This window comes from Pseudomonas sp. Z2-11 (assembly GCF_054161305.1).
In genome coordinates, this window is sequence record NZ_CP096395.1 from 1358127 (window position 1) to 1376308 (window position 18182).

The following is an 18182-nucleotide window of genomic DNA, read 5'->3' on the forward strand; positions in this document are numbered from 1 at the left end:
TTCTAGATGAATGCGATTTCTCGCCTCGCTACTGTCATTTCTCTTGCTTCCTTGCTTCCCGTCGCAGCATTCCCCGTCAGCGCCCTGGCCGCCGAATCGAAAGGTTCCGTGGAAGTCGTCCACTGGTGGACGTCGGGTGGTGAAAAAGCCGCGGTCGATGTGCTCAAGGCCCAGGTAGAAAAAGACGGCTTTACCTGGAAGGACGGCGCTGTCGCCGGCGGCGGCGGTTCCACCGCCATGACCGTGCTCAAGAGCCGCGCCGTGGCCGGAAACCCACCGGGCGTAGCCCAGATCAAAGGCCCGGACATCCAGGAATGGGCGACCACCGGCCTGCTCGACACCGACGTCCTGAAAGATGTCTCCAAGCAAGAAAAGTGGGACAGCCTGCTCGACAAGAAAGTCTCCGACACCGTGAAGTACGAAGGTGACTACGTCGCCGTGCCGGTGAACATTCACCGCGTCAACTGGCTGTGGATCAACCCGGAAGTCTTCAAGAAAGCCGGCATCACCAAGAACCCGACCACCCTCGAAGAATTCTACGCCGCCGGTGACAAGCTCAAGGCCGCAGGCTTCATTCCCCTGGCCCACGGCGGCCAGCCATGGCAGGACAGCACCGTGTTCGAAGCGGTGGTGCTTTCGGTCATGGGCGCTGATGGCTACAAGAAAGCCCTGGTCGACCTGGACAACAAGGCGCTGACCGGTCCGGAAATGGTCAAGGCACTGACCGAGCTGAAGAAAGTCGCGACCTACATGGACGCCGACGGCAAGGGCCAGGACTGGAACCTGGAAGCGGCCAAGGTCATCAACGGCAAGGCCGGCATGCAGATCATGGGTGACTGGGCCAAGAGCGAGTGGACCGCGGCGAAGAAAGTCGCCGGCAAGGACTACGAGTGCGTAGCCTTCCCAGGCACCGACAAGGCTTTCACCTACAACATCGACTCTTTGGCGGTGTTCAAGCAGAAGGACGCAGGCACAGCGGCAGGCCAGCAGGATATCGCCAAGGTCGTGCTGGGTGAGAACTTCCAGAAAGTCTTCAGCATCAACAAAGGCTCGATCCCGGTGCGTAACGACATGCTGGGCGACATGGCCAAGTACGGTTTCGACTCGTGCGCCCAGACCGCCGCCAAGGACTTCCTGGCAGACGCCAAGAGCGGCGGCCTGCAGCCGAGCATGGCGCACAACATGGCGACCACGCTGGCGGTGCAGGGCGCGTTCTTCGATGTCGTGACCAACTACATCAACGACCCGAAAGCCGACCCGGCCGATGCTGCCAAGAAGCTTGGCGCAGCGGTTCAGTCGGCCAAGTAACCGCTAACCCCTGTGGGAGCGAGCCTGCTCGCGAAAGCATAGTGTCAGGCAGCGATGCATGAGCTGATACGACGCCATCGCGAGCAGGCTCGCTCCCACAAGGAACAACCTTGTAGTTTTTCCTGGTACTGGATTTCCCCATGAGTTCTGTTGCTGTGTTCAGCAAGGCCTCGCCGTTCGATGCATTGCAGCGCTGGCTACCAAAACTGGTGCTGGCGCCGAGCATGTTCATCGTCCTGGTGGGCTTCTATGGCTACATCTTGTGGACGTTCGTCCTGTCGTTCACCACATCGACCTTCCTGCCTACCTATAAATGGGCCGGCCTGGCGCAATACGCACGGCTTTGGGACAACGACCGCTGGTGGGTGGCGAGCAAGAACCTGGCAGTCTTTGGTGGCATGTTCATTGGTATCACCCTGGTGATCGGCGTGCTGCTGGCGGTGTTTCTGGACCAGCGTATTCGTCGCGAAGGATTCATCCGCACCATTTACCTGTACCCGATGGCACTCTCGATGATCGTCACCGGTACCGCCTGGAAATGGCTGCTCAACCCGGGCATGGGCCTGGATAAATTGTTGCGCGACTGGGGTTGGGAAGGCTTCCGCCTGGACTGGCTGATCGACCCCGATCGCGTGGTGTACTGCCTGGTGATCGCTGCGGTCTGGCAGGCCTCGGGTTTCATCATGGCGATGTTCCTGGCCGGCCTGCGGGGCGTTGATCAATCGATCATCCGTGCCGCGCAGATCGATGGCGCGAGCATGCCGCGCATCTACTGGAAAGTGGTGCTGCCAAGCCTGCGTCCAGTGTTCTTCAGTGCTGTGATGATCCTGGCGCATATCGCGATCAAGAGTTTCGACCTGGTGGCGGCGATGACAGCTGGCGGTCCGGGGTATTCCTCCGACCTGCCTGCCATGTTCATGTACTCCTTCACGTTCAGTCGCGGCCAGATGGGCATGGGCTCGGCCAGTGCAATCCTGATGCTCGGTGCGATCCTCGCGATCATCGTGCCTTACCTGTATTCCGAGCTGAGGGCCAAGCGTCATGACTAGTCTCGCTGCGAAACCTGCCACCAGCCTGAGCCGTATCGCGATCTATGCGGTGCTGATCCTTGCCGTGCTGCTTTACCTGGTGCCGTTGGTGGTCATGCTGTTGACCAGCTTCAAGACGCCGGAAGACATCAGCACCGGCAACCTGTTGAGCTGGCCGACCGTGGTCAGCGGCATCGGCTGGGTCAAGGCCTGGGGTACGGTCAACGGGTACTTCTGGAACTCGATCAAGATCACCGTGCCGGCCGTACTGATTTCCACCGCCATCGGCGCGTTGAACGGCTATGTGCTGTCGATGTGGCGCTTCCGTGGGTCGCAGTTGTTCTTCGGCCTGTTGCTGTTCGGTTGCTTCCTGCCGTTCCAGACCGTGCTGCTGCCGGCCTCGTTCACCCTCGGCAAGATGGGCCTGGCCAGCACCACCACCGGCCTGGTGTTTGTCCATGTCGTCTACGGCCTGGCGTTCACCACGCTGTTCTTCCGCAACTACTACGTGAGCATCCCCGACGCGCTGGTGAAGGCCGCGCGCCTCGACGGTGCCGGGTTCTTCACGATCTTCCGGCGGATCATCCTGCCGATGTCGACGCCGATCATCATGGTCTGCCTGATCTGGCAGTTCACCCAGATCTGGAACGACTTCCTCTTTGGCGTGGTGTTCTCCAGCGGCGACTCCCAGCCCATCACGGTGGCGCTGAACAACCTGGTCAACACCAGCACCGGGGCCAAGGAATATAACGTGGACATGGCGGCGGCGATGATCGCCGGGCTGCCGACCCTGCTGGTCTATGTGATCGCAGGCAAGTATTTCGTGCGCGGCCTCACGGCTGGCGCGGTCAAGGGGTAATCATGGCTACGCTTGAACTTCGCAATGTAAACAAGACCTACGGCGCGGGCCTGCCCGACACCTTGAAGGACATCCAGCTGTCGATCAAGGAAGGTGAATTCCTGATCCTGGTCGGTCCTTCGGGCTGCGGCAAATCGACCCTGATGAACTGCATCGCCGGCCTCGAGACCATCACCGGTGGCGCGATCATGATCGGCGACCAGGACGTCAGCGGCATGAGTCCCAAGGATCGCGACATCGCCATGGTGTTCCAGTCCTATGCGCTGTACCCGACCATGAGCGTGCGCGAGAACATTGAGTTCGGCCTGAAGATCCGCAAGATGAAACAGGCGGACATCAACGAAGAAGTCGCGCGGGTGGCCAAGCTGTTGCAGATCGAGCACTTGCTCAACCGCAAGCCCGGACAGCTCTCCGGCGGGCAGCAACAGCGCGTCGCGATGGGCCGGGCCCTGGCGCGGCGGCCGAAGATCTACCTGTTCGACGAGCCGCTGTCCAACCTCGACGCCAAGCTGCGCGTCGAGATGCGCACCGAAATGAAACTGATGCACCAGCGCCTGAAGACCACCACGGTCTACGTGACCCACGACCAGATCGAGGCCATGACCCTGGGCGATAAAGTCGCCGTGATGAAGGATGGGATCATCCAGCAGTTCGGTACGCCGAAGGACATCTATAACAACCCGGCCAACCTGTTCGTGGCGAGCTTCATCGGTTCGCCGCCGATGAACTTCATCCCGCTGCGCCTGCAACGCAAGGATGGTCGCCTGCTGGCCCTGCTCGACAGCGGCCAGGCCCGTTGCGAGCTGCCATTGGGCATGCAGGACGCCGGCCTGGAGGATCGCGAAGTGATCCTTGGCCTGCGTCCGGAACAGATCGTGTTGGCGGGCAACGAGCCGAACGGCCTGCCGACCATCCGCGCCGAAGTCCAGGTCACCGAGCCCACCGGTCCGGACACCCTGGTGTTCGTCAATCTCAACGACACCAAGGTCTGCTGCCGACTGGCACCGGACGTGGCGCCGTCGCCGGGAGAAACCCTGACGTTGCAATTCGATCCATCGAAAGTGCTGCTGTTCGATGCCAAGTCCGGCGAGCGCCTGGGCGTGGCCGCGCAACCGTCGAAGGAGGCCCGAGCCGACAACGTGGCGCAGTTCAAAGGCCGCTGATGAACAAATGTGGGGGCAGCAAGCCTGCTTCCACATAAAAGGAGTATGCGATGGGTGGGGACATTCATCGCAATCGTTGTAAACCGCGTTAGATAAAAACAGTTAATAACAATAAAGACGAGGATGTAGGGATGAAGAAGAAGAACAATGCCCAGCTTATCTGCCAGTTGTCAGCCGTTGCGGCGATGATGCTGGCCGGTAGCGCACACGCAGCCGACGCGTTCAGCGCCGACTCGAAGTGGATGACGGGCGACTGGGGCGGTGAACGGACCAAGCTGATCGAGCAAGGTATCGATATCAAGGCGGATTTCGTCGGTGAAATGGGTGCCAACCTCGACGGCGGCTACAACGATGACAAGACCGCGCGCTGGTCCCAGCAGTTTGGCCTGGGCGTAGCTCTTGACCTGGAGAAACTGGCAGGCTGGAACGATACCGAAGCCAAGATTCAATTTACTCGCCGGGACGGTCGCAACATCTCCAACGACCGTATCGGTGATCCACGTGCCGGCACCCTCAGTTCCTCCCAGGAAGTCTGGGGCCGTGGCCAGACTACCCGTCTGACCCAGTTGTGGATCAAGCAGAAGTACTTCGACAGCAAGCTGGATGTCAAAGCCGGTTACTTCGGTGAAGGCGAAGACTTCAACACCTTCCCGTGCGAGTTCCAGAACCTGGCGTTCTGCGGTTCGCAAGCGGGTAACTGGGCGACCGGCATCTGGTACAACTGGCCGATCATGCAGGCGGCGATCCGGGTTAAATACAACCTCACGCCTGAGCTCTATGCGCAAATCGGTGCCTACAACCAGAACCCTTCGCAACTGGAAAACAACAACCGCTACAAGCTCAGCGGCAGCGGCACCAAGGGCACTCTGATTCCGGTCGAGTTGGTCTGGTCGCCGAAGCTCAATAACCTGCCGGGCGAATACCGCGTCGGTTACTACAAGAGCACGGCCAAGGCTGACGATGTTCGTGAAGACATCAACGGCGATGACGCCGCGACTACCCGCAACGCCTATCGTAGCCACAGCAGCAAACATGGCTACTGGCTCGTCGTGCAGCAGCAGCTCACCACTCACAATGGCGATGCTTCCCGCGGCCTGAACATCGCGGCCAACGCTACCGTCCACGACAAGGACACCAACGTCGTCGACAACTACCAGTCGCTGATGTTCGTGTACAAGGGGCCGTTCGATGCGCGTCCGAAGGACGACGTTGGTATCGGTTTCGCCCGTATCCATGTCAACGAGGACGTCAAGAAAAACGCCGAGTTGACCAACGCCGCCAATGGCGTCAGCGACTACGACGATCCACTGTTCGCGCCGTTGCGTAGCACTGAGTACAACTACGAAATCAACTACGGCTTCCATGTCACCAACTGGCTGACCGTGCGTCCGAACCTGCAATACGTGACTCACCCGGGTGGTGTCGATGAAGTCGACAACGCGCTGGTGGCCGGCCTGAAAATTCAGTCGGTGTTCTAACGCTGTTGCGATAAGCTCCTCTCTATGTGCGCATATTTGCGGACGGCCAAGGCTGTCCGCTTTTTTTTGCGGGGGGCGGTTGGTTGCGCGCGGAACCCGTGGCGAGGGAGCTTGCTCCCGCTGGGTTGCGCAGCGACCCTTAAGCCATTCAGCTCGGTGCTTCAGCCGGACCGTATCTGCCTCGTTTACGGCTGCTTCGCAGCCGAGCGGGAGCAAGCTCCCTCGCCACAAGAAAACGCGTCGTACGCAGTTGAATATCGAATGATTTCCAGGACCGCGACCCATCATGCATGAGCATCCACTACAACGCTTTTTCAGATCCTTGCGCGAGCGTCCGGTGTTTGCGTGGGAGCGCTATCAGCAGCGCGATGTGTTGGTGATCGACCACCCGTTGTGCCAGGCGGTGTTCAGTCGCCAGGGCGCGCAGTTGCTGCACTTCCAGCCGCGCGGGCAGAAGCCGTGGTTGTGGTGCGCAGCCAGGTGGCCGCAAGTCGGGGCGATTCGCGGCGGGGTGCCGGTGTGTTGGCCATGGTATGGCCGTCATCCAAGTGAAAACGCCTGGCCCTCCCATGGTTGGGCGCGATTGATCGACTGGAAATTGCTCGACAGCAGCAGCGACGAAGAGGGCGTTCACCTGCATTGGCAATTGCAATTGTGTGACTGGCAGGTAGACCTGCATGCCGACCTGGGTGAGCGCATGGAACTGCGCTTGAGCACCGAACACCAGGACAGCCTGCCCTGCCAGTTGAGCCAGGCCTTGCACGCCTATTGGCGCATTGGTGACGTTGGCGAGGTAGCGCTGTCTGGCCTCGACGGCGCCCAGGGTTACGACCAGTTGAACCGGGCGGTTTGCCAGCAGGAAGGCGAGTTGCGGGTGGAGGGTGGCTGCCAGCGAGTGTTCCAGCATGAGGGCGAATTGCAGCTCAAGGATCACGCCTGGCAACGCGAGCTGCGCATCGACACCGGCGACAGCGCCGATACGGTGGTGTGGCATCCCGGCGCACGGCCACTGTTGGGTGTGAGCTGGGATGAAGTGAATGAATTCGTCTGCGTCGAAGCGGCCAGCGGCGGTACCGGGAGCCTGTGCCTGGCGCCGGGTGAGCGGGCGCATTTGAGTTTGCAGGCGCGGGTGGGGGCTTGATTCAGAAGTGCCGGCCTCTTCGCGAGCAGGCTCGCTCCCACAGAGGTCTATGTGAACGTCAAAGATCTATTGTGGGAGCGAGCCTGCTCGCGAAGACGGAATGTCAGGTGCCTAGATTTTGAATCGAATCAGCTGAACTCATCCCCAACCGGATACCGGCTGGCATTCAGGCTTTCCTTGATCTTGCGCAAATGCGGTTGGAAATCCACGCCGCGGCGCAGGGTCATGCCGGTGGCGAGCACATCGAGCACGGTGAGCTGGATAATCCGCGACGTCATCGGCATGTAGATGTCGGTGTCTTCCGGCAAAGGGATGTTCAGGCTCAAGGTGCTCGCCTTGGCCAGCGGCGAGCCCTCGGCGGTCAGGCCGAGCACCGATGCGCCGTTTTCCCGGGCGATGCGCGCCACTTCCACCAGTTCGCGGGTACGCCCGGTGTAGGAGATGATCACGAACAGCTCGCCGGTATGGGCCACCGAGGCGATCATGCGCTGCATCAGCACGTCGGCATGGGCGGTCACAGCCAGGTTGAAGCGGAAAAACTTGTGCTGGGCATCCAGCGCCACGGGGGCCGAGGCGCCGAGGCCGAAGAAGTGGATCTGGCGGGCCTGGATCAGCAGATCCACGGCCCGACTGATCAAATTTGGATCAAGGGCCTGGCAGGCGCTGTCCAATGAAGCGATGGCACTGCCAAAGATTTTGCGGGTATAGGCTTCCGGATTGTCATCGGCCTCGACCGCACGGCTGACATAGGCCGCGCCGCTGGCCAGGCTCTGGGCCAGTTGCAGCTTGAGTTCCGGATAGCCGCTGACGCCGAACGAGCGGCAGAAGCGGTTGACGGTCGGTTCGCTGACCGAAGCGGCCTGGGCGAGGGCGGCGATGCTGAAGCGGGTCGCCTGCTGCGGGTTGAGCAGGATCACCTCGGCCACCTTGCGCTCGGCCTTGTTCAGGTCTTCCAGGCGACTCTGGATCTGCTCCAGTAGATTTCGCACGCGGTCCATACAAGATTCCTAGAGAAACGGGTCTTTGATACGACCCTTGGCGGTGGCCTATCCTACTGATGGCTCCGACGGACCACCACTCGGAATCGGTATTTTCGAAAAATGTTGTAGTTATTACTACATTTTTCCTTGAGTGATACCTTGAAAAAAGGTATTTGTAGTTTAACTTGATAAAAGAACAAACATCATGCATTCGATTACGGTTGAACCGTGCACCTTTGCCTTGTTCGGCGCGTTGGGCGACCTGGCGTTGCGCAAGCTGTTTCCTGCCCTTTATCAGCTCGACGGTGCCGGCCTGTTGCATGAGGACACGCGAATCTTCGCGCTGGCCCGCGAACCTGGTAGCGAACAGCAGCACCTGACGTTCATCGCGACCGAGCTGCGTCGCTATGTGGGCGAAAAAGAACTCGACGAAACCGTGATCGAGCGCTTCCTGGCGCGGCTGACGTATCTGCATGTGGATTTTCTCAAGGCTGACGATTACGTCGCGCTTGCCGAGCAGGTCGGCCAGGCCCAGCAGCAAGTCATCGCCTATTTCGCCACGCCGGCGGCGGTCTACGGCGCGATCTGCGAGAACCTGGCGAAAGTCGGCTTGAGCGAGAACACCCGCGTCGTACTGGAAAAACCCATCGGCTCGGACCTGGAATCGTCACGCAAGGTCAACGACGCCGTGGCGCAGTTCTTCCCGGAGAACCGCACCTACCGTATCGACCATTACCTGGGCAAGGAAACGGTCCAGAACCTGATCGCGTTGCGTTTCGCCAACAGCCTGTTCGAAACCCAGTGGAACCAGAATTACATCTCCCACGTGGAAATCACCGTGGCCGAGAAGGTCGGCATCGAAGGCCGCTGGGGCTATTTCGACAAGGCCGGCCAACTGCGCGACATGATCCAGAACCACTTGCTCCAGTTGCTGTGCCTGATCGCCATGGACCCGCCGGCCGACCTGTCGGCCGACAGCATCCGTGACGAGAAGGTCAAGGTGCTCAAGGCCCTCGCACCGATCAGCCCGGAAGGCTTGACCACACAAGTGGTGCGGGGCCAGTACATCGCCGGCCACAGTGAAGGCAAGGCCGTCCCCGGATACCTGGAAGAACCCAATTCCAATACCCAGAGCGACACCGAGACGTTCGTCGCCCTGCGTGCCGACATTCGCAACTGGCGCTGGGCCGGTGTTCCGTTCTACCTGCGTACCGGCAAGCGCATGCCGCAGAAGCTGTCGCAGATCGTGATTCACTTCAAGGAACCGTCCCACTACATCTTCGCCCCCGAGCAGCGTCTGCAGATCAGCAACAAACTGATCATCCGCCTGCAACCGGACGAAGGCATTTCCTTGCGGGTGATGACCAAGGAGCAAGGCCTGGACAAGGGCATGCAATTGCGCAGCGGTCCGCTGCAACTGAACTTCTCCGACACCTATCGCAGCGCGCGGATTCCCGATGCCTACGAGCGGTTGTTGCTGGAAGTCATGAATGGCAATCAGAACCTGTTTGTCCGTAAAGATGAAATCGAAGCCGCGTGGACATGGTGCGACCAGCTGATTGCCGGCTGGAAGAAGTCCGGCGATGCGCCCAAGCCGTATGCCGCCGGGTCATGGGGGCCGATGAGCTCCATCGCACTGATCACGCGGGACGGGAGGTCATGGTATGGCGATATCTGAATTGAAACTGCCCGAGGGCGTCACGGCCCTTGAGTTCAAGAGCCCGGTGCTGCTGGCGGAAAACCTCGCGCTGAACGTGGCGCAGCAGTTGCGCGCGGCAATCGACTCTCGCGGTGCGGCGACTTTGGTGGTGTCTGGCGGTCGCAGCCCGGTGGCATTTTTCCAGAACCTGTCCAAGCAGACGCTGGACTGGTCGAAGGTGGTGGTGAGTCTGGCCGATGAGCGCTGGGTGCCGGTTGAACATGCCGACAGCAATGCCGGTCTGCTCAAGCGTTACCTGCTTCAGGGCGCGGCGGCCAAGGCGCAGTTCCTGAGCCTGTACAGCGCCAGCGTCAACCTGGAGGCCGCGGCTGAACAGGCGGATCGTCTGTTGGCCGAGCTGCCGCCGATTGATGTGCTGGTACTGGGCATGGGGGACGATGGGCATACCGCCTCGCTGTTTCCCGACAGCCCGAACCTGGCCGAGGCCCTGGATGAAAAGGGCGCTCGCCGTTGCTGGCCAATGCTCGCGCCAACCGTACCGCACCAGCGCCTGACCATGAGCCGCGCGTTGCTGGCTTCGGCCAGGCACAAGGTGCTGTCGATTTCCGGTCAATCGAAGTTGACCACCCTGAACGCCGCGACGGCCGGTGACAACGTCGCCGAAATGCCGATCCGCGCGTTTTTGCAACCTACGTTAGAGATTTACTGGTGCCCATGAACCAAGGATCAGCCGCTATGACAAACCCATCCCCGACCGTTTCCATGGCGGACAAAGTAACGCTGATTGACAGCCTCTGCGCCAAGGCGCGGATCTTGCCGGTGATCACTATTGCCCGTGAGCAGGACATCCTGCCGCTGGCCGATGCCCTGGCCGCCGGTGGCCTGACGGCGCTGGAAGTGACCTTGCGCTCGCAATACGGCCTCAAGGCCATCCAGGTGCTGCGCGAACAGCGTCCGGAACTGGTGACCGGCGCCGGCACGGTGCTCGATCGCCATATGCTGGCCGCCGCCGAGGCCGCCGGTTCGCAATTCATCGTGACGCCGGGTATTACCCGCGACTTGCTGGAAGCCAGCGTCCAGAGCCCGATTCCGTTGTTGCCGGGAATCAGCAATGCCTCGGGCATCATGGAAGGCTACGGGCTGGGTTATCGCCGCTTCAAGTTGTTCCCGGCGGAAGTCAGCGGTGGCGTGGCTGCCATCAAGGCCTTGGGCGGCCCCTTCGGCGAAGTGAAATTCTGCCCGACTGGCGGCGTCAGTCCGGCCAATATCAAGAGCTACATGGCGTTGAAAAACGTGATGTGCGTGGGCGGCAGCTGGATGCTGGATCCGGAGTGGATCAAGAACGGCGACTGGGCCCGCATCCAGGAATGCACCGCCGAGGCCCTGGCGCTGCTGGACTGATTGTCTTACCGAACTTCGTTGGGTGTTCTACGGCTTTACGGTGCGCTTGGTCGGCGCACCGTTTTTTTTTGCCCGTTGTTTCACTGCGCATCCTCGTGGCGAGGGAGCAAGCTCCCTCGCCACGGGTTATGTGTTGCTCAGGTGGATAAGCGCCTCGGTCAACCGCTCGATATCCCGTGCCAAGGTAATCAACCCCGGCGTGATGCGGATGCACGGGCCGACGCTGGTCTTGCGCACCACGGTAAAAATCCCATGTTCTTTCAGCAGCCGATCGGCCATGACTTGCTGATCGGAGTGGGCGGTGAAGCGCATCGAGGTGATGCCGCAATAGAGCCGCCGGTCGTCCGGAGTCATGACTTCAATGCCGGGCACATCCCGCACCGCGTTCACCCACAGGTCCCGCAAGTGGCAGAGTCGGGCACCTTTGGCCGAGGCGCCGCCCAGGGTGCGGTGTTCTTCAAAGACCAATGGCAGCGTCAGCAGGGCAGGGATGTTGGGCGTGCTGTGGGGTGTGCGTGAGCGCACATCGGTGGCGGGGTAATTGGCTTCGTCCATGTCCGGATCGATGTCGACCAGCCGCTCTGGAGCGATATAGAGAAAGCCCAGGGCCAGCGGGCCGCCAATCCACTTCTGCAAGTTGAAACCGGCAAACTGGATACCCAGTTTCTTCAGATTGAACTCGATCTGACCCAGGGCGTGCGCGCCGTCGAGAATGATGTCGACATCGAACTCCCGCGCCGCCTCGGCAATCGCCTTGACCGGCATGACGAGGCCGGTCAGGTGGTTGACGTAAGTCAGCGCCATCAGCTTGAGGCGCGGGTAACGAATGAAGGTTTCCCGATAGGTGCCCACCAGGCTTTCGAAACTGGCGGGATGCGGGTGGACCAGCTCGATGACCTGCGCCCCTCGCTGGCGAGCCAGCCAGCGCATCGCGCTTTTGACTGACTCGTACTCGACGTCGCTTATCAGCACCTGGTCGCCAGGCTTGAGGCCGTTGTAATTGCGAATCAGCGTCTGCAAGGCGTCCACCGCGCTGGTGGCCAGCGCCACGGTAGCGGAGGGCACGTGAATCAGTTGCGCTACCTGCCGACGGATGGCCTCGCTGTGCTCCCGGTCGAAATGCTGACGTACGTACACCGAGTTGCTGCGATTGACGAATTCGATGTTGCGCTGGTACTCCTCGACCACGGTACGGGACATTCGCCCGAAGTAACCGTTTTCCAGGTTGAGCGGGCCCTCGGGCTCGACGTCGTAGCGGTCGACGAAGGTCTGCCAGAAAGCTTCATCATGGGCGCGCAGGGTGTTTTCGGGCATGGGCGGGTTCAGTCGGTCAATGGCGTGGTTTGGGCAGGCCGTGTTTGGCGCGCAGTGGATCCAGCAGGTCCGACAGACCGTTGTGGTCGATCTCCTGCATCAGTGCCAACAAAGCGCCCAGTTCTCCGTGGGGAAAACCCTCACGGGCAAACCAGTTCAGGTACTGGCCAGGCAGGTCGGCGAGGATTCGGCCCTTGTATTTGCCGAAGGGCATCTGGCGCGTCACCAGCAGTTCAAGCTTTTGCGGATTCATGGCGATTTGTCTTGATAGTAACCATCGGCAAAATACAGGCATTCTGCATGCAGGCCAAATGACAGATCATGCAAATAACGCGGATACAGATTTTCGCTTGTTTTATAACCTATTGAATTTGAAGTATTTTTATTGTTGTTTTTGGCTGGCACGGCCAATGCAATATTCCTTGCAGGTTTTTATTCACCAAGCAAAGGAACTGAAAAATGACTGACATCAATAAAGAATCCATCTCTGTCTTGAACGACCTGATCGAGACCAGCAAGGATGGCCAGGAAGGATTCAAGACCTGCGCTGAAGACATCAAGCACCCAGAACTCAAGGCCCTGTTCGTTAAACGCGCGGCCGATTGCGCAACTGCCGCGGCCGAGCTGCAAGCCGCCGTGCGTTCGTTGGGTGGCGATCCGGAAACTTCCACCAGCGTTGCTGGCGACCTGCACCGTCGTTGGGTAGACGTGAAAGCGATGTTCACCGGCAAGGATGAAGAAGCGGTCCTCAACGAAGCCGAACGCGGCGAAGACCATGCACTCAAGGCTTACAAGGAAGCCATCGAGAAGATCAACAAGCACAACCTGGTAGGTATTCGCGACCTGGTTGAGCGTCAGTACCACGGCGTGCAACGCAACCACGACCAGGTCAAGGCGCTGCGTAACCAGGCGCGTGCCAGCTGACACTTGCCTGTAACGCAAAAAACGCCAGCTTGCTGGCGTTTTTTTATGGGTCACGAAAGCGCAAGAGTGTTTGTCAAATCCATCAATAATCACCTCTGGACTCGAATAGGTAGCTAGCTAATAATTGCGCTGCCCATCGCGCGATCTATCGTTACTACGTTCGTTACTACGTTCATTACCTCGGTCCCCAGAAGAGTTTTCCGTGCCAATTACCTTCCAGGCCTTGTTTGCCCCCGACCGCCTCGCAGTGCAGTTCGCCATCAAAACCGTACTCGGTGGTGGCCTGGCGTTGTGGCTGGCGTTGCGCTGGGGCCTGGAGCAGCCGTCGTGGGCATTGATGACGGCGTTCATCGTCGCCCAGCCGCTGTCCGGCATGGTGGTACAGAAGGGCCTGGCGCGTTTGGTCGGTACTTTGGTGGGGACGATCATGTCGGTGGTGTTCATGGGATTGTTCGCCCAGGCACCGTGGTTGTTCTTGCTGGCGCTGGCGCTGTGGCTGGGTGTGTGCACGGGCTGTTCGACGCTGTTGCGCAGCGCCTGGTCGTATTCTTTCGTGCTGGCTGGCTACACGGTGGCGATCATTGCCTTGCCGGCCCTTTCCCATCCACTGGGGGTCTTCGATCAGGCCGTGGCGCGGTGCACCGAGATCAGCCTGGGCATTACCTGCGCCACGGCGGCCAGCGCCTTGCTCTGGCCGTTGCGGGTCGAACGGCAACTGGCGGATCAGGCCCGTGCCGCCTGGCAAAGCGGCATGCAGGCGGCGCGTGCAACGTTGGCCGGCGATGCCCAGGCGCGCAAAGGCTTGCTCGAAATCCTCGGCAAGATCGTTGCGGTGGATGCCCAGCGCGAACACGCCTGGTTCGAAGGCAGCCTGGGTCGCCAGCGCGCCCGAGCCATCAGCGGCTTGAGCCAGAAACTGCTGATGCTGTTGCGTATTTCCCGTTCGGTGCGCCGGCAGTGGAAACAACTCGAGCCTCAGGAGGCCGCAGCGCTCCAGCCGTGGATGGACGAGGTGCAGCAGGCGCTTGCTGCAGACAGCGCGACGCTGCAGGCCCTGCGGCCTCGGGTTCTGGATGCTTCTCATGACCCCCGGATCAGCTCGGCGCAAAGTTACTGCCTGGCTCGTTTCGCCTTGTTGCTCGATACCGCCCTGGCCGCCTGTGCCGCGCTCTCGGCCGTGCAGGAGGGCAGGGCGGCCGCCGATCCGCCGCGCACGCTGGCGCCGCACCGTGATCTGTCCCTGGCCATGGTATTCGGCGCCCGCAGCGCCCTGGCATTCCTGGCGGTAGCCTGCTTCTGGTTGGCGACCGCCTGGCCCGCCGCATCCGGTGCGCTGTTGCTCACCTGCGTGGTGTGCAGCCTGTTTGCCAGCCGCGAAAACGGTGCGCAGATCGGCATGAGTTTCCTGCGGGGTATTTTCCTCGCAGTGCCGACGGCGTTTGTCATTGGCGAGATTTTCCTGCCGCAATGGAGCAGTTTCGCCATGCTGTGCATGGCCATGGGCGTGCCGTTGTTCCTGGGGGCGCTGTGCATGGCCAAGCCGCCGCTCTACGCCACGGCCACCTCGTTCTGCCTGCACTTTGTGGTGCTGGTCTCGCCGCTCAATGCGATGAAGTACGACGTTTCGGCATTTTTCAACAACGCCCAGGCAATGATGATCGGCGTCGGCGCGGCGGTGCTGGCGTTCAAGCTGCTGATCCTGCGCAACCCGGCCTGGCATAGCCGTCGGCTGCTGGCCGCGACGCTGGAGGATCTGGTCAGGCTGACCCATCGCAATCTGCGTGGTGCTGAAAGCTGGTTCGGTGGCCGCATGGCTGACCGGCTGTTGCAACTGGCGCGGCATTATCCCGAGCTGCCGGTGCCGGCGCGCAGCCGTTGGGACGACGGCTTGCTGGGCCTGGACGTCGGTGATGAGTTGCTGCATCTGCGCCTGAGCCTGGCCGTCGCCCAGATACCCGACAGCCCAGCCCAGCGCGAATATTTCGAAACGCTGGAACAGGCGCTGGAACGCGGCCCCGGCGGGGATCAGGCCGAGGCTTTGGCCCAGGCAAGCGACGCATATCTGCGGGTGCTGTCGCAGCAACCGTCCAGCGATGCGCTGAAGCTCGCCCAAGGCGCGGTGGTGCAATTGCAAAACAGCTGGCGCGCCTGGTGCCGCCAGCACGAATCCGAAGAAGGGAAACATAGCCATGGGCTTGCGTGAATGGTCGATTGGCGGGGTGCTGCTCAGCCCGTTCCTGATTTATGTGGTCCTGGCCTTGCTGGCAACCGGGGCGCTGCGCCTGTTGCTCGGCCTGTTGCCGGTCGGGCGCTGGATCTGGCATGAAGCCTTGTTCGACTGTGCCCTGTACGTCTGTGTCCTGACTGTCATTACCCTGGTCCTCGGACCGCTATAAGGAGTTGAACATGCGTACACCCGTACGTGTCGCCGTCACGCTGGGCGTGGTGGCCGTGGCGATCTTCGCCGGGTTTCATCTGTGGCAGTACTACATGCTCACGCCCTGGACCCGGGATGCGCGAATCCGTGCCGACGTGGTGGTGGTCGCCCCTGACGTATCCGGTTGGGTGCGCGAGCTCAAGGCCGTGGACAACCAGCAGGTCAAGGCCGGCGATTTGTTGTTGAGCATCGATCGCGAACGCTTCGAGGCCGCGCTGGAAAAGGCTCGCGCGGTGGTCCAGACCCGTCAGCAGCAGCTGAGCCTGCGTGAACACGAAGCCAGCCGCCGCGCCGCCCTGGGGCCTCAGGCGATCAGCGCCGAGCTGCGGGAAAATGCCCAGATCAACGCCGGCATTGCCCGTGGCGAACTGCGCGAGGCCCAGGCCCAGGCCAAGGTCGCCGAGCTGAACCTGGCCCGCAGCCAGGTCCTGGCCCCACGCAGTGGTCATATCACCAATCTGCGCCTGGCCGAAGGCAACTACGTCAACGCCGGGCAACCGGTGATGGCGCTGATCGATGATTCGACGTTCTACGTGCAGGCCTATTTCGAGGAAACCAAACTGCCGAGGATCCGCGTGGGCGATCCGGTCAAGGTCTGGTTGATGAGCGCCGACCATGCGCTGGACGGCCATGTGGAAAGCATCAGCCGCGGTATCACCGACCGCAACACCAACCCCGATGCGCAATTGCTGGCAGAGGTCGAACCGACCTTCAACTGGGTGCGCCTGGCCCAGCGGATCCCGGTGCGGATCAAGCTCGACAAGGTGCCGGAAGGGGTGAGCCTGAGCGCGGGTATGACGGCGAGTGTGCAGGTGCAAGAGCGGCTGCAATAGCCGTCGCACTGCGGACTCCGTGGCGAGGGAGCTTGCTCCCGCTCGGCTGCGAAGCAGTCGTAAAAAGAACATCACGGTTAATCAGATTAAACGCGGTGGGCTTTTCTCAGGGGCGCTTCGCACCCCAGCGGGAGCAAGCTCCCTCTCCACGGGGAATCATGATCATCAGCCGATGCTGATCGCCGGCAACGTCGGCAACGTAACAGTCTGCTGCTTGCGCGGAGCCAGGATCTCGGCCTCGCCGTCCACCACCAGTTCATCGCGCTGATTGAACACGCGCGTGGCGATGCGCACGCGGAACTTCGGCAGTTTCTCGAGGATTTCCAGGCGCACGGTCAGGGTGTCGCCAATCTTCACCGGTTTCTGAAAGCTCATCTGCTGGCCGATATAGATGGTGCCCGGCCCAGGCAGCTCGCACGCCACCGCCGCGCTGATCAGCGCACCGCTGAACATGCCATGGGCGATGCGTTCCTTGAACATGCTGGCGGCGGCGAATTCGGCGTCCAGGTGCACCGGGTTGTGGTCGCCGGACATGGCGGCGAACAGCTGGATATCGCGCTCTTCGACGGTCTTGCTGTAGCTGGCGGTCTGGCCGACTTCGAGGGCTTCGTAAGGGATGTTGGTAACCTGGGTCATGTCTGGATCCTGTAACAGGTAAAGGAAAAACGCTGCGAACCTACTCGCTGCGTGGCGGCCGCTGGTGGCTCAGCGCCTGGGCAATCCAGGTCAGCACGTCGGCCGTCACTTCATCGCGGTTGGTTTCATTGAACAGTTCGTGCCGGGCCTGCGGGTAGATCGTCAATTGCAGATGTTGATTGCCGGCGTCGCGCAGGGCATCGGCCAGATCTTTCAGACGCTTGCCTTCGCTCACCGGATCACATTCGCCGCCAATCACCAGCAACGGCAGGCCCGGATCGATCTGCGCGAGATTGGACGCTTTGCTGATCTGCTGCAAGCCGCCGAGGAGGTCGATCCACAGCTGATTGGTACAACGAAAGCCGCATAGCGGGTCCTGGACGTATTCGTCCACTTCGGTCGGGTCGCGACTGAGCCAGTCGAAGGGCGTGCGCACCGGTTTGAATTTCTTGTTGAAACTGCCGAATGACAGCCACTCGATGAGCGCGCTACGCCCCGTGGCTCCCTGGCGTCGACGTTCGAGGCGGGCGATCAGGCGCGCCGCGCGGTACAGCGCCACGGGCTGGAAATTCGAGCCGCTGAGAATCGCCCCGTGCAGGCTGGCGCTGTGGTGCAGCAGGTAACCCTGGGCGATATAGCTGCCCATGCTATGGCCCAGCAGGAGAATTGGTATTTCTGGATGTTGCTGGCCGATGTGCTGATTGAGGCTCGCGAGATCGCCGACCACCTTGGCCCAGCCGTCCTCGTCGGCAAAATGCCCCAGGACTGTTTCCTCGCCGGTCTGGCCATGGCCGCGCAGGTCCGGTGCGTAGACACCATAACCTTCATCGCACAACGCCTGGGCCAGGCGCCCATAACGAGCGCTGTGTTCGGCCATGCCGTGGGCCAGCATAAGCACGGCCTGCGGGGCGGTTTCGGGCAACCATTGGTTGACGAAGATGCGCCTGTGATCGGTCGCGGTCAGCCAGAACGTTTGGTGGATCATGGCGGTTCCTTTGCACAAAGTCAGACGCAGCGTCG

At 61.0% G+C, this 18182-nt stretch carries 19 protein-coding genes; 13 read left to right on the top strand and 6 right to left on the bottom strand.

Features of this window, described 5'->3' with window-relative positions:
- Nucleotides 1-6: 6 nt before the first annotated feature.
- From M1E16_RS05945 to M1E16_RS05970, 6 genes are all read left to right on the top strand, one after another.
- Nucleotides 7-1308: an ABC transporter substrate-binding protein gene (locus M1E16_RS05945; protein WP_458129412.1), complete on the top strand. Its 1302-nt coding sequence runs from the start codon at nucleotides 7-9 to the stop codon at nucleotides 1306-1308.
- A 140-nt stretch (nucleotides 1309-1448) separates the two neighbouring features.
- Nucleotides 1449-2357 (top strand): carbohydrate ABC transporter permease, encoded by a 909-nt coding sequence (locus M1E16_RS05950; protein WP_030139360.1) that lies wholly within the window; start codon nucleotides 1449-1451, stop codon nucleotides 2355-2357.
- Nucleotides 2350-3195 (top strand): carbohydrate ABC transporter permease, encoded by an 846-nt coding sequence (locus M1E16_RS05955; protein WP_458129413.1) that lies wholly within the window; start codon nucleotides 2350-2352, stop codon nucleotides 3193-3195. Before M1E16_RS05950 ends, M1E16_RS05955 begins: the two co-directional genes overlap by 8 nt.
- A 2-nt stretch (nucleotides 3196-3197) precedes the next feature.
- Nucleotides 3198-4358 (top strand): ABC transporter ATP-binding protein, encoded by a 1161-nt coding sequence (locus M1E16_RS05960; protein ID WP_458129414.1) that lies wholly within the window; start codon nucleotides 3198-3200, stop codon nucleotides 4356-4358.
- 131 nt (nucleotides 4359-4489) lie between these two features.
- The gene (locus M1E16_RS05965; RefSeq protein ID WP_434695654.1) at nucleotides 4490-5836 is read left to right on the top strand and encodes a carbohydrate porin; all 1347 of its coding nucleotides are present in this window, start codon (nucleotides 4490-4492) and stop codon (nucleotides 5834-5836) included.
- Nucleotides 5837-6122: 286 nt separating this feature from the next.
- Nucleotides 6123-6977, top strand: coding sequence for a D-hexose-6-phosphate mutarotase (locus M1E16_RS05970; protein WP_458129415.1), 855 nt, complete (start codon nucleotides 6123-6125; stop codon nucleotides 6975-6977).
- Nucleotides 6978-7105: 128 nt separating this feature from the next.
- Here the strand turns inward: M1E16_RS05970 and M1E16_RS05975 are convergent, their stop codons facing one another.
- A complete protein-coding gene (locus tag M1E16_RS05975) occupies nucleotides 7106-7966 on the bottom strand; it encodes a MurR/RpiR family transcriptional regulator (RefSeq protein ID WP_458130285.1) in 861 nt (286 codons plus the stop codon).
- Nucleotides 7967-8162: 196 nt separating this feature from the next.
- Between M1E16_RS05975 and zwf the strand changes: the two genes are divergently transcribed.
- Genes zwf through M1E16_RS05990 form a run of 3 tightly spaced genes read left to right on the top strand, consistent with a single transcriptional unit; the run spans nucleotide 8163 to nucleotide 11018 of the window.
- Nucleotides 8163-9635, top strand: a complete 1473-nt coding sequence (gene zwf / locus M1E16_RS05980) for a glucose-6-phosphate dehydrogenase (RefSeq protein WP_458129416.1) — start codon at nucleotides 8163-8165, stop codon at nucleotides 9633-9635.
- The gene (gene pgl, locus M1E16_RS05985; protein WP_458129417.1) at nucleotides 9622-10335 is read left to right on the top strand and encodes a 6-phosphogluconolactonase; all 714 of its coding nucleotides are present in this window, start codon (nucleotides 9622-9624) and stop codon (nucleotides 10333-10335) included. The genes zwf and pgl overlap by 14 nt, the downstream gene beginning before the upstream one ends.
- Before the next feature lie 17 nt (nucleotides 10336-10352).
- Nucleotides 10353-11018 carry a bifunctional 4-hydroxy-2-oxoglutarate aldolase/2-dehydro-3-deoxy-phosphogluconate aldolase gene (locus tag M1E16_RS05990; RefSeq protein WP_283556083.1) on the top strand — a complete coding sequence of 222 codons (666 nt, stop codon included), beginning with the start codon at nucleotides 10353-10355 and terminating at the stop codon, nucleotides 11016-11018.
- 126 nt (nucleotides 11019-11144) lie between these two features.
- On the opposite strand, the gene M1E16_RS05995 is transcribed toward M1E16_RS05990, so the two are convergent.
- From M1E16_RS05995 to M1E16_RS06005, 3 genes are read right to left on the bottom strand one after another with little or no spacing between them, the layout of a single operon-like run.
- A complete protein-coding gene (locus tag M1E16_RS05995; protein ID WP_458129418.1) occupies nucleotides 11145-12332 on the bottom strand; it encodes an aminotransferase class V-fold PLP-dependent enzyme in 1188 nt (395 codons plus the stop codon).
- A gap of 16 nt (nucleotides 12333-12348) precedes the next feature.
- A complete protein-coding gene (locus tag M1E16_RS06000) occupies nucleotides 12349-12585 on the bottom strand; it encodes a DUF3820 family protein (protein WP_305496320.1) in 237 nt (78 codons plus the stop codon).
- Nucleotides 12582-12743 (bottom strand): hypothetical protein, encoded by a 162-nt coding sequence (locus M1E16_RS06005; RefSeq protein WP_458129419.1) that lies wholly within the window; start codon nucleotides 12741-12743, stop codon nucleotides 12582-12584. Before M1E16_RS06005 ends, M1E16_RS06000 begins: the two co-directional genes overlap by 4 nt.
- Before the next feature lie 48 nt (nucleotides 12744-12791).
- Between M1E16_RS06005 and M1E16_RS06010 the strand changes: the two genes are divergently transcribed.
- The 4 genes from M1E16_RS06010 to M1E16_RS06025 all read left to right on the top strand — a co-directional run bounded on the left by M1E16_RS06010 (nucleotide 12792) and on the right by M1E16_RS06025 (nucleotide 16526).
- Nucleotides 12792-13256, top strand: coding sequence for a PA2169 family four-helix-bundle protein (locus M1E16_RS06010; protein WP_434558329.1), 465 nt, complete (start codon nucleotides 12792-12794; stop codon nucleotides 13254-13256).
- Between the two features lie 202 nt (nucleotides 13257-13458).
- Complete coding sequence (locus tag M1E16_RS06015; RefSeq protein ID WP_458129420.1) at nucleotides 13459-15459, top strand: FUSC family protein; 2001 nt, start codon at nucleotides 13459-13461, stop codon at nucleotides 15457-15459.
- A complete protein-coding gene (locus M1E16_RS06020; RefSeq protein ID WP_249873604.1) occupies nucleotides 15446-15652 on the top strand; it encodes a DUF1656 domain-containing protein in 207 nt (68 codons plus the stop codon). The genes M1E16_RS06015 and M1E16_RS06020 overlap by 14 nt, the downstream gene beginning before the upstream one ends.
- A 10-nt stretch (nucleotides 15653-15662) precedes the next feature.
- Nucleotides 15663-16526, top strand: coding sequence for an efflux RND transporter periplasmic adaptor subunit (locus M1E16_RS06025; RefSeq protein WP_434602993.1), 864 nt, complete (start codon nucleotides 15663-15665; stop codon nucleotides 16524-16526).
- Between the two features lie 165 nt (nucleotides 16527-16691).
- Here the strand turns inward: M1E16_RS06025 and M1E16_RS06030 are convergent, their stop codons facing one another.
- Nucleotides 16692-17162 (bottom strand): MaoC family dehydratase, encoded by a 471-nt coding sequence (locus tag M1E16_RS06030; RefSeq protein ID WP_003227420.1) that lies wholly within the window; start codon nucleotides 17160-17162, stop codon nucleotides 16692-16694.
- 40 nt (nucleotides 17163-17202) lie between these two features.
- Entirely contained in the window at nucleotides 17203-18147 is a 945-nt protein-coding gene (locus M1E16_RS06035; RefSeq protein WP_458129421.1) for an alpha/beta hydrolase, read from the bottom strand.
- Between the last annotated feature and the right edge of the window lie 35 nt (nucleotides 18148-18182).